This window comes from Oleiphilus sp. HI0117 (assembly GCF_001635235.1).
The window spans coordinates 1-15,511 of record NZ_LWGA01000240.1; the positions used below are offsets into that span (position 1 = coordinate 1).

Below are 15,511 nucleotides of genomic sequence, written 5' to 3' on the forward strand. Positions count from 1 at the left end.
ACTCGATACTATATATAGTCGCTAAACCCCGTTTTGACAAAACCAGACAAGCTGCTGTTTCACTTAATTAAAGGCTTTTATTGCGCTCAGGATCTTATAAAATGACGCAAGCCTGTCATTCTGGAGCCCTGTCTTTGTTACCCATTTCCCAGTTTTTTCCTCAAGTGATTGCTCAACTGAGCGAACATAAGGCATTAGTACTTCAAGCCGAACCCGGTGCGGGAAAATCAACCGCTTTACCTTTGGCCTTACTCAAGGACTTGGCACTTCAAGGGAAAAAGATTCTTTTACTGGAGCCTCGCCGTGTAGCCGTTAAGGCCATTGCTTACTACCTCGCGAAACAGCTTGGGGAGAAAGTCGGTGAACGCATAGGTTATCAGATCAAGAATGATCGAAATGTGTCGCAAAACACCGTTCTCGAAGTCGTTACTGAAGGTATTCTCACCCGACGATTACAGCAGGACCCGGAGCTATCTGATATTGGCCTGGTGATCTTCGATGAGTTTCACGAACGTTCAATTCATAGTGACTTATCACTAATGCTTTGTCTCGAAGTTCAACAAGCGCTTAGAGATGATTTGATGCTCCTGGTCATGTCTGCGACCATCGATACACAAATGCTCTCACACTATATGAACGCAGCCCCCATCGTAGAATGCCCGGGGCGAACATTCCCGGTAGCTACTGACTATCAAGCCGCCAATAGTCCTAATGAATACCTCGATAAGCAAGTTCTCAGAGCCATCCGAAGCGCGCTTCAAGATGATGCACACGGCGATATTCTGGTCTTCCTCCCCGGCCAAGGTGAAATTAAGCGCTGCCTAGCCAGTGCGCAAGAACGTTATTCCGACAATGACCTGCTACTTCTGCCACTCTATGGCGGGCTAAGCCTTCAGAAACAGGAGCAGGCTCTGCAGAAAGACGAGCAAGGCCGAAGAAAGATTATTTTCGCCACTAATATCGCCGAAACCAGCTTGACCATCGAAGGGATTCGCTGCGTCATTGACAGTGGCCTTGAACGTCAAATGCGTTATGACGCTGGCTCCGGTATGAGTCGTCTGGAAACCAAGTACATATCCAAAGCATCGGCCGAACAGCGTCAGGGCCGTGCAGGCAGAACCCAGGCTGGCCACTGTATTCGCTTATGGAGCGAGAGCAAACAACAGTCTCTGAGTGACTTTCAAAGCGAAGAAATCTGCATAAGTGACTTAACTCAGCTCGGCTTAGAATTATGCCTTTGGGGAAATAACAACTACCAGAGCATCCCCTGGCTCACGGCGCCTCCGGAAGCGCATTACAATGCCGCGATGCAAGTACTCAAAGACCTCGGTTTGCTGGATCAACAAGCTCAGGTCACCCGACTGGGCAAGCTCGCGGCAAAGCTACCTGTTAGCCCGCGCCTTGCAAGTATGTTGTTAAGCACCGACAAGCCCGAAGATCAGCGTGTCGCTTGCAACTTAGCCGCTCTGCTTTCTGAACAAGATATCTTTCTCCATAATAGAGATACCGACATATCCAGACGTCTCAACGCGCTGTCGGATTTTGGCCGAGACAAAGCACAGTCCCTTAAAGACTACGCCTTCCATCGTTCACGAGTCGAGCAAGCCTTCTCAAGCACTCAGTCGCTGCAAAAGCAATTAGCAAAATTAGCCGCTTCGAAAGCAGATATTGAGCCGACTATCTACCCTGCAGACCTTGGCAAACTCTTACTCATCGCCTTCCCTGAGCGACTGGCCAAACAGCGCCAAGCAGGAGACGGCAAATATTTGATGGCGAACGGTAAAGGCGCTTACCTCAACGAAGACGATTCACTCTTTGATGAGCCTTGGTTAGTCATTGCTGACTGCGATGCACAGAAGAAAGAGGGCCGGATTTATAGCGCGGCAGCCATTGACAAAGCCTCAGCTCTCGAAGTCTTGTCCGAGCATATCAACGAAGAAGAACGTTTCGAGATCAACCCTAAAACGCAGAAAATAACGGGCTCTATGCAAACCCGTATTGGCGCGATTACCATAGATAGCCAAGTCATCAGCAATATTCCAAACGATGCCTTCACCCAATGCCTGGCTCAGCTGGTCAAGAAACAAGGCTTAAGCGTTTTAAACTGGACGCAGCAATGCGATGACTGGCTGGCCCGAGCAAGCTGGCTAGGACAACACCTTGAAAACTTCCCAAGCTTGTCAAAACAAAGCTTAATCGACGATATCGAGACTTGGCTGCTACCCTATTTATCTAGCGTCAGCAGTATGAACGCACTTAAAAAAGTAAACATTCTTGAGCTAGTGAAAAGCTGCCTGGACTGGAATGATCAGCAGCGCATCGAAAGCGAAGCCCCAACGCATTACCAAACACCAAGTCAGAAACGTGTTCCAATTCGCTACGACAGTGACCAAGGCCCAACAGTTTCAGTTGTGCTTCAAGAGGTGTTTGGCGAGCTAAGCTCTCCGACCCTGGCTGAAGGTCGCGTTCCCTTACGTTTTGAATTGCTGTCACCGGCCAGGAGGCCTATCCAGACCACCAGTGATCTCGCTAACTTTTGGAACAGCTCTTACTTTGAAGTCGCTAAGGGTATGAAGGGCCGCTACCCCAAACACAGATGGCCAGATAAGCCATTAGAAGAAAAAGCCGGACGTTCGATAAAGCGAAAGTGAAGCCCAAAACCTGTGCAGATCCATCCGAGGCTCGCAAGGGGGATGAAACCCTCTGCCTATGGGCATCATATATCCAATTTATGGCGTGCGAATCACCAGTAAACGTTGTTCAGTCATGTCTTCGATTGCATACTTAATACCTTCACGACCCAGGCCGCTGTCTTTCACTCCGCCATAAGGCATATGGTCAACACGCCAGGACGGTACATCGCCGATTATGACGCCTCCAACCTCGAGGATATCCCATGCTTTATTCGCCTTGTATAAGTCCCGTGTAAATATCCCTGCCTGCAGACCGAACTTGCTATCGTTAACTTCTTCCAGCACCGCGTCGAAGTCATTAAAACGTTCAAGAATCGCTACTGGCCCAAAGGCCTCTTCTTCTCGGAGCTTTTGTCCTTTCCCAACACTTTCTAGTAAGGAGGCTTGCATCATGACACCTTCCCTTTTGCCACCGCATAAAAGCTTTGCGCCAGCTTCTACTGCCTCGTCAATCCAGTCTTGCAGGCGTTTAGCTTCGCCTTCCGAAATCATGGGGCCAATAAAGGTTGAAGGATCTTTCGGGTCACCCATTTTCAGTGCTCGCGTAGCGTTTAGTAATTTATCTTTAAATAGCGGATAAATTTCTTCATGGACGTAAACCCGCTGCACACCGATGCAACTTTGCCCCGATTGGTAGAACGCACCAAAAACGATTCGCGCTACGGCGTCGTCGATGTCAGCATCCTGGTCCACGACACAAGCAGCATTTCCCCCTAATTCGAGGACGACTTTCTTTTTGCCTGCTTTAGTTTTCAAGGCCCAGCCCACATCTGGTGAGCCGGTAAAGCTTAGTAACTTCAAACGTTCATCTTCTGTAAATAATCCGGCACCTTCCCGATGGCAAGGTAAGACAGAAAATGCGCCTTCAGGTAGATTCGTTTCTGCAAGCACCTCGGCAATTAACAAAGCACCCACAGGGGTTAAACTGGCTGGTTTGAGTATGAATGGGCATCCCGCTGCAATCGCGGGTGCAATTTTATGGGCGGCTAAGTTCAAAGGGAAATTAAAAGGGCTGATAAACGAGCAAGGGCCAATCGGTACTCGCTTACTCATGCCTGAATAACCCTTGGCGCGAGCGCTAATATCCATGGGAATAACTTCACCGGCGATGCGAGTGGACTCTTCTGCCGCAATACGAAAGGTATCAATTAAACGCGTCACTTCACCCTGCGCATCCCTGATGGGTTTGCCTGCTTCGATACAAAGCGCTTCGGCTAATTCATCAAAACGTTCAGTAAAGCGTTTAACGCAATGATCCAATACAGCCTGGCGCTCAAATGCCGCCAAACTTGCCATGGGTTTTGTTGCTGCCTGAGCGGCTGCTATGGCTTGATCAATCGCCTGTTTCTCTGCCAATGCAACTGAACAAGCCAATTCACCACTGTACTTGTCATAGACCTTCAAGTCCTGATTGGCAAAAACGGCTTTATTCGAAAGATAGTAAGGATAATTTTCGTTCAGCATAAGACAGAGCTTCCTGGATATCGAAACAAGTTATTTGCTTTACGATAACAAGGCTACCCATAATATTGAACTGCTTTTTCTTTTGGCTTGCAGGGTACAAAACCAATATATACCGACCGTAGGCAGAGACTTCCGCCCCTCGCTGGAATCTGCCACGTGCTAGCCCGCCCGCAAGCCGTGAAAGTCTCTGCCTACAACTTAGGAAGCTATTCTCTCTAAATGCGCCGGTACATACTTATGATAAGGCGTTTTAGTAAACGGATCACAGTGGGAACCTGCTGTTAAAAAGTTTATAGCAGGGCCATTAGGCTCGCCATCTTTGTAGCGCATACCATAACCGTGAGGCAAGGTAACCATACCCTGACGAACACCCTCGTCGATTTCGACACTCACTTCGAGCTGGCCTTGCGCGGTTTTACAAAGCAGCTTATCCCCTTTGCCAACACCTAGTGATTCTGCATCGTCAGGGTGAATACGTAAAGCGCCGTCTTTATCAACTTTACGCCATGCTGGATTTCTAAAAATTTGGTTTGAATTATAGGCGCGCCTTTCCCCAGCCATCAGAATAAAGGGATAGCCATCATCGAATTTCAAACCATTGTTCAGACCTCTTAATTCCGAGAACACTTCATCAATTTCCAGGTGAATGCGGCCATCTTTATTACGAATAAACTTCCACATTTCATCAAAGGTATGTTTACTAATTATCGACCCAGAGCGACTATTGAATATCTGCCGAAATAGATTAACGCCTAAGGTGAATTGATTACCTTTTACACCTGCGCGCCTCACGGCAGCCTCGTGTTTTCTAGCATAGTCCATCGCTAAAGGAAGAATTAGCGCAGCAGATGCGGCATCCTCCGGTAAGGCTGCGCCAAAAGTACGATACAAAATTGAAGGCGCGTAGGGGGCCCAATCCTTGTTCAATTTAAAAGTCGCCATCAAGGCAGCGAAGAAGCCCTGATGAGCACTAATCTCAGGTTCGTATTTAGCGATGCGTTCCAATACAGGGAAATTCTCTGGAATCTTACCCATTTTCGCTAACAAGCGCGCATAGATTTCAGGCTCAGGTAAGGTACCCGGTAAAGGCTCAAACATCGGTGCACGCAAATGAAAGAAGTTCTCAGGAAACTCCGCGTTAAAACCTGTCGCTTCCCACTTCTCGAACTGAGAGGCAGCTGGCAGAACGTAGTGCGCCAAGCGAGCCGTTTCAGTCATCGCTACATCAACAACAACCAACAAATCTAACTTAGAAAAAGCGCGTTCATAGGCACTAGAGTCAGCGTAACTGCGAGCGGGGTTGCTACTATCCACCCAAATCGCTCGTAAACGATCTTCGCCCTCATGTTCAATTTCATCAGGCAATATGTTTGGTGGATACATTCCCGAAATCGGCATCATTTTATGATGAGCCGTGAGCTTGTACTCGCGGCGACGCTCGTCCGAATTACCTAATAAGGGAACAAATAAAGTGTGCAGATTATTGCCGCCAGTTTTCCCGAAATTGCCGGTCACCATATACAGCATTTTTTCCAAATATGCCGTCAAGGTGGAATGCAGTGACTGCTGCAGACCCAAGTCAATTCTTACGCATCCCGCTTTAGCATTAGCAAAGTCTCGTGCAACTTGCTGCGTCATCTCAAGGGATACATCGGCTTTTTCTACATACTCTTCAATAGGAATATCTAATAGTTCAGCTTCGAGCTTATTAAAGCCAGTGCAGTGATTCTCGAGGAAGGCTTTATCATGCAGGCCCTCTTTTACGATAATCGCCAAGATCGCAGACATCAGATAAGCATCAGTACCTGGCTTTAACTGAAAATGTATATCGGCTTGCTTCGCTGTTTCAGACCTTCTAGGGTCAAAAACCACCATCGTACGGTCCGGGTCTTTCTTAATTTCTTTAAGCGTATCGCGCGCATTGGGTATACCGTGTGACTGAAATGGGTTACAGCCAATAAATAGTACGTAGTCAGAATGCTCTACGTCCTCAGTACAATGAACACGCTGATCACCAAACAGTCGACCATTCACCCAAAAATCCATGGTCTTTTCCTGAGCCAAAGCTGTATAGGTATAGCGACTCCCACCCATGGCATAACGCAGTTGTGAAGCATACGCACCGCCAAGATGATTACCTTGACCACCACCACCTACAATCGCGAAAGAATCGGGGCCAAACTGATCACGCGTTACATTCATTTTTTCAGCGATTTCATCTAAGGCCTGATCCCAGCTAACCTTCTGAAAGCTCCCATCTGGCATCCTTTTTAAAGGATGTGTCAAACGATCATCGTGATTTTGATAATGCTCTAATCTTGCCGCTTTCTGGCAAATATAGCCCTTAGTCATAGGGTGTTGAGGATCACCTTTGATCTTAATTAATTTGCCGTCCTGGGTGGTAACATCCAAGCCACAGTTTCGTGAACATAATATACAAGCGGTTTTATGCAGCTCTGTATTCTCACTATCAACGTTTGTCATGATCGCTCTCTTGCTTTTTAAAAGCTGTAATTATTGAGATATAGACTAGCTTAATCTTTGTAATACACCATCTGGCTACTTGTCGCCACCAAGGTACCATCAGGGCTCCATAGCTCAGCCCTTTGCTCAAAATAACCATTAGTAAATTTGGTAGCGCTAGCGCGACCAAGCAGATGAGTCGCCTCCAAGCCCAACAATTCATCTTCAGTTATATGGAAATTAATCGTTAAACTAACCGTTCCCATTGGGACGATCTTATGTCTTCGAACAAAAATTCGTGGAAAGAACGAGTCAGAGATTGCTGTTACTGAGGCATAGTCCAGCTTTCTTGCTGGCTTGTCAGAAATCCACAAGAGGCTCTCGGAGGGGTTTGCTTGTTTACCCTTAACTAGCGGCTGAAAAGGAGCACCATAAACAAAGCGCATATCGTATTGGTCTACCCAGCTCGGCATGCCCGGAAATTTTGGTAGTGAATCCACCTCTTCAAAATCTGGTGCATAAGGCATCCTTACTTCATCATTAGACCAAGTCTCATTTCGCTTAGCAAAAACACAACTAGCAGAACACTGCATTACATCGCCTTGCAAAAAATCTACACGCCAATGCTGGTTGGAACGGTTAGTTCTTAATAGAGCAGGTTTGACCACCAACTCATCATCTTCAATCGGCCCCATATAATTAATAGTAAGCGATACCGGCATGCCTTCTCTTTCTGGGTGACCTAACACTGCTTGAAGGATCGTAGCCGCCGTCACACCACCGAAAGGGCCTACCATATTTTGATAGTCTGCACTGACTTGCCCAACCAGGCAATTGGGGTCCCCTTTCAGGTTAACTGCACCATCAAATGCATGCTCTTGCTGTTCTAGTGTCTTTGCCACATTAGATGCACTCATACCGAAACCTCCAAAAAATCGCACAAATTAGTTTATATGCTAAGTAAATTAATCTAACCTTTTACCACTGGCAATTCAGTATATTTGAACTTAGGATAACTTCAGCTTATCTATTAAGGTGTTCCATGCAACAAAAAGCTCCCCCAATTCAGTGGCTACCTGTATTTGAAGCCGCGGCCAGAAATTTAAACTTTAAGAAAGCAGCGGTGGAACTCTGTGTTTCACCGCCTGCCGTCAGTCAGCAAATCAAAGTATTGGAAGAATATCTTGGTTTAACGTTGTTTGACCGAAGCTCTCGCAAACTACGACTCACCTCAGCCGGAGAGTTTTACTACCAGACAACAAGAGATATTATTAAGCGCCACAATACTTCCTATCGAGAATTCGAACGAAAATTTTGCCACCCAACGCTTCAAATCAGCTCACCCATTTTCATCGCTCAAGAACTACTGATTCCAAATTACGCACGCTTCAAAGACTATGCTCCAGAGGTAGAGCTACGCATCACGACAGGCAATGAATACGTTAATTTTGACGATGAACCTGCAGACGCGGCATTACGTTTCGGAAAGGGGGACTGGCCAGAATTAGCAACACGCTTTGTCAGTGGTGTTGACGTAAAACTTCTATGTAGCGAGGACTACCTGACCCAACATGGTCTTTCCCGTGACCAATTAATGTCAAAGGAGGAGATCGAAAATCAGGTTGTCATATCGCTATATGATGATCTTCGGGATTGGCGCGGCTCATTTGGAGATTTTAACCCAAAGCAAAAAATTGTTTGCGACTCTTATTTCTCCGCCATTCGGTCTGCTGAAGAAGGCTTAGGAGTCGTCGTTGGATTACTCCCTATGGTCAATCAAAGGATCAGAGATGGAAAGCTACTTCCCTTATCAACCATGCCGTTGACAACCCAGTATGCATATTGGCTCGTTGCCCCTAAAGCCATGGCAGAAACAGATAATTTCAACTCGCTTTACCGCTGGATACAAGCGCTATTCAGAACACTTAAGTAATTTGTTGAAAAAATAAAAAACAAACAAACGCTTGCATTTAAATTTAGTTTATATGCAAAGTAATATACATCACATATGAACTATATAACTACTAGACAAGGAATCGACAGTGGATAAAAGGTTATTCTTTCTGATCAACATGGCTCAGCACCGAATGTTTAAGTTTGCAGATACCCAGTGCGAGCAACGCCTGGGGATTCCAGTCACTCAAGCTGCTGCACTGATGTTCATTGCTAAAAATGAAGGCTGTTTACAGAAAACGCTGTCACAAGCATTGGGTTTGAATAACTCTGCAGTCACCGGTTTGGTTGGCCGAATGCAAAAGAACGGCATTATTGAGCGCAAAGGATGTGCCGAAGACGGCAGAGCATCAAGGTTATTTTTGTCTGACGAGGGTAAAAATAAATTACCGATACTCTACCCACTTATCCAGCAAGTAAACGAGAAGCTCAGTGAAGAATTTTCAGAAGAAGAGCTTGAAACCGTCAGTCGCTTCCTAAACAAGGTGATCGACATTTTTAAATAAGTACGCGGTATTCAATATGAGTCAATTTCTAGCAATGTTCCAACAAATGGGCCCAGAGATGTTTTCGAAGGGCGTTGCTCAAATCGCACCTTACTTTGGGACAATTGACCCAGAAGTCATTGACCTTAAACCAGGCTATTGTGAAGTTAGCTTGAAAAACCAAAAGAAGGTGCACAACCATATCGGTACCGTTCATGCCATTGCAATGTGTAACGCTGCTGAATTAGCAGGCGGTATGACAACTGACGTCTCGATTCCCGCTGGTGCCCGATGGGTTCCTCAAGGTATGACTGTTGAATATATCGCAAAAGCTAAAACAGACCTTAAAGTTGTGTGTGAAGCGGCAGACGTCGATTTTTCACAGGAAGGCAAGGTAGTCGTGCCCGTAGCAGCGTATGACACAGAAGGAACCAAGTGCTTTACCGCTGATATTACGATGAATGTGAAGCATAAGTAGGTTGATTGCTCCGCCCATTCTTTAAACATAGGCAGAGGATTCCATTCCCTCGCAGGATCAACCCTTGCTTGCCCGTCTGCGAGCCGTGGAAGACTCTGCCTACAATCAATCAGTCTTAATAATCGTCGTTAACTGGATAGGCGATTGAACCAGCTTCTCTTTACCCTCAATCATTGGATAAAATACATAATAACCTTTGTCAGGTACTGAAGTAACCTTCCCTCCTTTTATGTAGAAAGGTTTATCAAAGCCCTGAATATGAACCTCATAATCCCCCCCCTAACATCGTATCCATCGTTCGACTGGCATTGTTAATTTTGTCGCAAGCACTCAAGCCTGCAAGCAACAATACAGTGACTAATATGCCAAACACCTTTTTCATACCTCGATCCCTTTCTTCATCATACTCGTTGTTAATTCAATATTTATTCAACACAAAAGGCACTGCTTCCTCAATCTCAAAAGCCAACTCAAGCAAGCGTTTATCTTCTCCAAACTGTGCAAAGAACTGGACGCCAACAGGCACCTGTTTTTGACTAACGCCAATAGGCAAAGCAATCGAAGGCGCGCCCGAGACATTGTGAATCGCACAATAAGGTACAAAATGCTTTAGGCGCTCTATAGCACTTTCAAATTCTACGTCAGGCGCAAGATAGCCTATTTTCGGCGGTGGGTGCCCTAAAACTGGCGATAACATAAGGTCATAGTTAGCCATTTCTTGTTGATAAACATTAGTAAAACCCAGTAAGCGTTTAATCGCTAAAGGCGCTTTAAGTATATGTTTTCGGAAGTGCTTACTTAACCCAAGGGTCAGCGGTTCGAGCTTTTTCTTANTTAACTTAGTACCAAACAGAACGCTACCTGTTGTAGAAAAAATCGACGCCATCATTCCCCAATAGAGCAAGAAGTCGTCCCCAAAAGCAGGGTCAAATGGAAACGAAACTTCTTCCACATCATGCCCTAAATCACTGCATATTCTGGCCGCCTGATGCACGGCTGCCGCATTGTCTGAATCACTATAAAGATGGCCAGGGCCATCTGTATAAAAGCCGATTCTAAGTCGCTTTTTAGCGGGGCCGGTGATTTCACCCAGCGCAGGTAGTTTTCGGTTGAGATAAAACTTTTCAGCTTCGGAATAAAACATCGCCGTATCGCGAACACTACGGCTTAGAATTCCCTGGTGCCCCAAATTGATAGGTAATAAATGGGACCCTTTCATATCGACTAAGCGACTTCTTGTAGGCTTCAGCCCTATTAGCCCGCAACATGCCGCAGGTATTCTGATAGAACCACCGCCATCATTCCCATGAGCAAAGGGCACAACGCCAGCTGCAACCATGGCGGCAGATCCGCCGGATGAACCGCCAGTTGAACGCTCAAGGTTCCACGGGTTAGAAGTCGAGCCAAAATAACTAGACTCAGTCGTAGCCGTTAAGCCAAACTCAGGCATTCGAGTTTTTCCTAGGGGCACGACGCCTAGCGACAGGAATTGACGTACGAAATCTGAAGATTTTGCTGCGGGTTTAGGTTTTAACGCTGCGGAACCATGAGCGGAGGGCACTCCGTTAAAGTCGTCATTATCTTTAATAAAGCTAGGGACACCGGAAAAATACCCTGAATTAGGCAACAATGCGTACCGTCGAGCCCTGTCATACATTTCCACAGCAAGACTGTTTAGGCTCGGCTCAACATGCATCGCGCGACTAATACTCGCTTCAACCGCCTCTTGGGCCGATATTTCTCTTTTACGAACCCTTTCGGCAATTCCTACTCCATCGAGTTCACCTAGAACATCTTCTGTATAGGCATTAATTGTTTTCGCCGATGGAATCATGCTGCGCTCATATATTAGGCATTGTATTGGCTGGAGGATACCGCTCCACCACTTCCAATCCAGTCCGTATGGAAAAACTCGCCTCGATCTCTATCAACCCGTTCATAAGTATGCGCACCGAAGTAATCACGTTGCGCTTGCAGCATATTTGCTGGCAATCTTCCGCAGGTGAAGGCATCAAAGAAAGACAAGCCTGACGCGGTACATTGCATTGGTAGCCCGATTTCAATCGCTTTACCCAAAACCCTGCGCCAGGAAGGAAGTGACTGCTTCAATAATTGTTGAAAATAGTCATCGATTCCTAAGAAAGAGAGCTCAGGGTTCTTTATAAAGGCGTCACGAATATTCTCTAGAAAACGACTTCGGATAATGCAACCTCCTCGCCACATTAAAGCAATATTCCCGAAGTTCAGATTCCAATCCAAGTTGTTTGAAACTTGCTTCATTAACATGAAACCTTGAGCATAAGAGATGATCTTAGACGCCAATAAGGACTCTCTCAACGCTTCAAGCCAATCGTCCTTATCTCCACCAACACTAGATATCTCACGCGCGAAAGCTGTTTCAGCAGCGATTCGCTCTTCTTTGAAACTGGAGATATATCGTGCAAAGACCGACTCACTAATCAAGCTCAAAGGTACACCGTTTTCAAGTGCGCTATTTGCAGTCAGTTTACCGGTTCCTTTCTGCCCTGCCGTATCAAGAATGCTCTCTACTAAGGGCTGCCCATCTTCATAAAAGCCAAGAATATTGGCTGTTATTTCAACTAAATAACTATCTAACTCTGTTTTATTCCATGCCGAGAAACTTTTCTGCATTTCAGGGTGATTCAAATTCAACCCACTCTTCATAAAATGATAAGCCTCAGAGATGAGCTGCATATCACCATATTCGATGCCATTGTGAACCATTTTCACAAAATGCCCTGCACCGCCCGAGCCAACCCAGTCGCAGCAAATTTCACCAGCATCGGTGCGCGCCGCAATAGCCTGAAATATAGGCTTTACTAGCGGCCAGGCTCGCTCATCACCACCAGGCATGATAGACGGCCCATAACGTGCACCTTCTTCACCACCGGAAACACCGATACCGAGATAGTGAATATTTTTTTCAGATAATGACTCTACTCGTCGAGCCGTGTCTCGATAGTCGGAGTTGCCCCCATCAATAATGACATCACCATCATCTAGCAAAGGAAGTAGCTGTTCAATGTAGGCATCCACCACCTCACCAGCTTTTACCATTAACATCACTTTACGAGGCGAGGAGAGCTTCGCCAGCATATCCTCAAGGCTATTTGCACCTTGTATTAGCGTATCAGCAGCAAGACCCTTGATAAACTCGGATACTTTGCTCTGCGTTCGGTTATACGCAACGACCCTGACACCGTGGTCATTCATATTCAGAACCAGGTTTTGCCCCATTACCGCTAGACCAATGACTGCAATGTCTGCTTTGTTATCCGCCATAATTATCCCTCGACTATTTCTTGTTTAATGCTCGCTAAGTTTAGCTGCCGATTCCGCATCTAAATACCACTCAACACACCCTGAGCTTGCAATAATTCGTGAAAAAATATTGGCTGCCGGGTAGCTTTTAGAGACTTCTGCCTGATCGACTATTTCTCGCACGACACTTGCCTTACTCTTACCCAAGGCAATAAATGTCACTCTCTTGGCACATGATATGACTGAAGCACTTAGCGAGATTCGCTCCTGCTTGGAGCTTGGTTGAGTCGCCTGAACGGCACTCTGAGCACAGTCGTAATCTGTTTGGCCAGGAAACAATGAGGCAGTATGTCCATCTTCCCCAATACCCAGCATAACCCAATCAAAAATAGGAAAGGCATTCACTCCATCAGATACTGATGGCAGACAAGCCAGCATTTCATCTTTGAATTCGATCAAGGCTTTTTCTTGCGCTAATTCACCATGAATGGGATGAATGTTACTCGCTGGAATTAGCACATGGCTAAACAACAGCCGCATGGCTTCACCATAATTGCTTTGCTCATCATTAGCCGACACACAACGTTCATCTCCCCACCAGAAATGTAAGTTCCGCCAAAGAATGCTATTTGCGTAATCACTGTGGGCTATGTAGCCAAAAATATGTTTGGGCGTTGTCCCGCCCGATAAAGCGATATGGATATCGGCGCCAGATTGGCTCAGAGCCAGCCACTGTTTGGCCACTACCTCTGCAAGCTCATCAGCTGATTCATAAATGCTTATAATAGAACCATCACTACTCGCATTCATACTGCCCCCTGCTTAAGAATTTTTTATCTCGCTATAACTCACAATAATGAGTATTGGCTAAATTTTTACACGGAAAACGCCAGGTACGGCCATCACGCCGAAGAAGGCTCTCGGCTTCTTTCGGCCCCCATGTACCACTCGCATAACCATGCAAGGCATGGTCGCCAGCTTGATATTTCAGAATAGGCTCGACAAACTGCCAACAGGATTGCACGGCGTCGCTACGAGCAAATAAGGTGGCATCGCCATTCAGTGCATCCAGTAACAAGCGCTCATAGGCATTCAGAATGCGTACACCATCACCTTCTTCATCGAGTAAATCCTGGTAACGAAAGTCCATACTCACCTCTTTCGACTCAAAACCTGCTCCGGGTTTCTTAAGACCGAATTGCATCACGATCCCTTCATCTGGCTGAATGCGTATCACCAGTTTATTTGCCGGTGCATTCAGCCCAAAAACAGGGTGTGGTGTATGTTTGAAGTGAATAACAACTTCCGTCACTCGCGTTGGCAAGCTCTTCCCTGTTCGAATATAAAAAGGAACTCCATTCCAACGCCAATTATTAATAAATAGCTTAAGGGCTACGTAGGTTTCAGTTCTGGAATCTGGACTAACACCTTCCTCATCCCGATAACCTGGAACAGCACTACCTTTAACTAAGGATTCCGTATACTGCCCTAAAACCAGGTTATTCTCTAAATCGGCCTGACTAAGTGGTTTTAGACTCTGTAGAACCTTCACCACTTCATTCCGCGTTGAGTCGGCATTGATCACTGCTGGCGGTTCCATCGCTACCATCGCCAAAACTTGCAGCAAGTGGTTTTGAAACATATCGCGCACGGCACCTGCGCCATCGTAATAGCTACCCCGAGACTCAACACCTAATTTCTCTGCGCCGGTTATCTCAACATAATCAATATAATTTCTATCCCATAATGGTTCAAACATGCCATTAGCAAAGCGAAAAACCAGTAGGTTTTGAACGGTCTCTTTTCCCAAATAGTGATCGATACGATAAATCTGGGATTCATCAAAATAGGAATGCAAACCATGGTCTAGCTCGATTGCAGATTCCAAGTCATAACCTAGAGGCTTCTCGACCACGATGCGCTTCCAGCCTTCACACTGATCCAACAATTGACTCTTTGACAAGCAATCAGGGATCACGGTAAACATACTTGGCGGCATCGCCATGTAAAACAAAGTATTGTGCGGTGTCTGGTAGCGCGCATACAGCTCATTCAAGGTAAGCTTTAGCTTGGAGTATTCCGTGACATCGGAGGTATTCAAAGACAAGTAATAAACGTGCTGGAGAAAATCTTCGACAGTATGCGAATCAAGGTTTGCACCTTCACTTAGCGACTTTAACAAAGCCTCACGATAACTATCTGAGTCATAAGCACTGCGCGAAACACCCAAAATAAAGAAACAATCAGGCAATTGTCTAGTGACATATAAATGGAACAAAGCCGGGATAAGCTTGCGAAACGACAAGTCTCCCGAGGCACCAAAAATGACGATATTACTGTTATCAGGAACCCTCATCAGACAACTCCTTAGTCGTAGGCTTTTAGTATAGCTTACTCATTAAATAGCTCCGAGTCATGACTCAGAGCTTTTTAATCCTTATTTGATGGTTTCATCCACAAGCGCTTTTGCTTCTTTCTGAACTTTCTTCAAATGATCTGAACTGACAAAACTTTCCGCATAGATTTTATAAACATCTTCGGTGCCCGATGGCCTTGCAGCAAACCAGCCATTTTCTGTAGAAACTTTTAGGCCACCGATTGCAGCACTATTACCCACCGCCTTGGTCAGTTTCTGCTGAATCGTTTCGCCTGCCAACTCGCTTGCACTCACCTGCTCAGCAGATAAGGCTTTA

The 15,511-nt window shown here is 45.9% G+C and carries 11 protein-coding genes and 1 pseudogene; 4 read left to right on the forward strand and 8 right to left on the reverse strand.

Annotation, left to right across the window (positions count from 1 at the left end; genetic code table 11):
• Window positions 1-101 precede the first annotated feature (101 nt).
• On the forward strand, window positions 102-2,651 hold the full coding sequence (gene hrpB, locus A3757_RS03000; protein ID WP_197469692.1) for an ATP-dependent helicase HrpB: 2,550 nt from the start codon (window positions 102-104) through the stop codon (window positions 2,649-2,651).
• Window positions 2,652-2,729: 78 nt separating this feature from the next.
• Here hrpB and A3757_RS03005 read toward each other — a convergent pair whose 3' ends face one another.
• From A3757_RS03005 to A3757_RS03015, 3 genes are all read right to left on the reverse strand, one after another.
• Complete coding sequence (locus A3757_RS03005) at window positions 2,730-4,157, reverse strand: aldehyde dehydrogenase family protein (RefSeq protein WP_068514373.1); 1,428 nt, start codon at window positions 4,155-4,157, stop codon at window positions 2,730-2,732.
• Window positions 4,158-4,355: 198 nt separating this feature from the next.
• Entirely contained in the window at window positions 4,356-6,641 is a 2,286-nt protein-coding gene (locus A3757_RS03010; protein WP_068514369.1) for a molybdopterin-dependent oxidoreductase, read from the reverse strand.
• A gap of 50 nt (window positions 6,642-6,691) precedes the next feature.
• The gene (locus A3757_RS03015; RefSeq protein ID WP_068739147.1) at window positions 6,692-7,537 is read right to left on the reverse strand and encodes an acyl-CoA thioesterase II; all 846 of its coding nucleotides are present in this window, start codon (window positions 7,535-7,537) and stop codon (window positions 6,692-6,694) included.
• A gap of 125 nt (window positions 7,538-7,662) precedes the next feature.
• On the opposite strand from A3757_RS03015, the gene A3757_RS03020 reads away from it, so the two are divergent.
• From A3757_RS03020 to A3757_RS03030, 3 genes are all read left to right on the forward strand, one after another.
• A complete protein-coding gene (locus A3757_RS03020) occupies window positions 7,663-8,553 on the forward strand; it encodes a LysR family transcriptional regulator (protein WP_068514364.1) in 891 nt (296 codons plus the stop codon).
• A 109-nt stretch (window positions 8,554-8,662) separates the two neighbouring features.
• Window positions 8,663-9,079: a MarR family winged helix-turn-helix transcriptional regulator gene (locus A3757_RS03025; protein ID WP_082865504.1), complete on the forward strand. Its 417-nt coding sequence runs from the start codon at window positions 8,663-8,665 to the stop codon at window positions 9,077-9,079.
• A 16-nt stretch (window positions 9,080-9,095) separates the two neighbouring features.
• The gene (locus A3757_RS03030) at window positions 9,096-9,536 is read left to right on the forward strand and encodes a hotdog fold domain-containing protein (RefSeq protein WP_068507593.1); all 441 of its coding nucleotides are present in this window, start codon (window positions 9,096-9,098) and stop codon (window positions 9,534-9,536) included.
• A 418-nt stretch (window positions 9,537-9,954) separates the two neighbouring features.
• On the opposite strand, the gene A3757_RS03035 is transcribed toward A3757_RS03030, so the two are convergent.
• The 5 genes and pseudogenes from A3757_RS03035 to A3757_RS03055 all read right to left on the reverse strand — a co-directional run.
• Window positions 9,955-11,370: an amidase gene (locus A3757_RS03035; RefSeq protein ID WP_068739149.1), complete on the reverse strand. Its 1,416-nt coding sequence runs from the start codon at window positions 11,368-11,370 to the stop codon at window positions 9,955-9,957.
• Window positions 11,371-11,384: 14 nt separating this feature from the next.
• The gene (gene gnd / locus A3757_RS03040) at window positions 11,385-12,839 is read right to left on the reverse strand and encodes a decarboxylating NADP(+)-dependent phosphogluconate dehydrogenase (protein WP_068514356.1); all 1,455 of its coding nucleotides are present in this window, start codon (window positions 12,837-12,839) and stop codon (window positions 11,385-11,387) included.
• Between the two features lie 24 nt (window positions 12,840-12,863).
• On the reverse strand, window positions 12,864-13,628 hold the full coding sequence (gene pgl / locus A3757_RS03045; protein ID WP_197469694.1) for a 6-phosphogluconolactonase: 765 nt from the start codon (window positions 13,626-13,628) through the stop codon (window positions 12,864-12,866).
• Between the two features lie 31 nt (window positions 13,629-13,659).
• The gene (gene zwf, locus A3757_RS03050; RefSeq protein ID WP_068514353.1) at window positions 13,660-15,174 is read right to left on the reverse strand and encodes a glucose-6-phosphate dehydrogenase; all 1,515 of its coding nucleotides are present in this window, start codon (window positions 15,172-15,174) and stop codon (window positions 13,660-13,662) included.
• A gap of 81 nt (window positions 15,175-15,255) precedes the next feature.
• Window positions 15,256-15,511 (reverse strand): annotated as a pseudogene (locus A3757_RS03055) (phosphoglucomutase, alpha-D-glucose phosphate-specific); the annotation flags it as partial.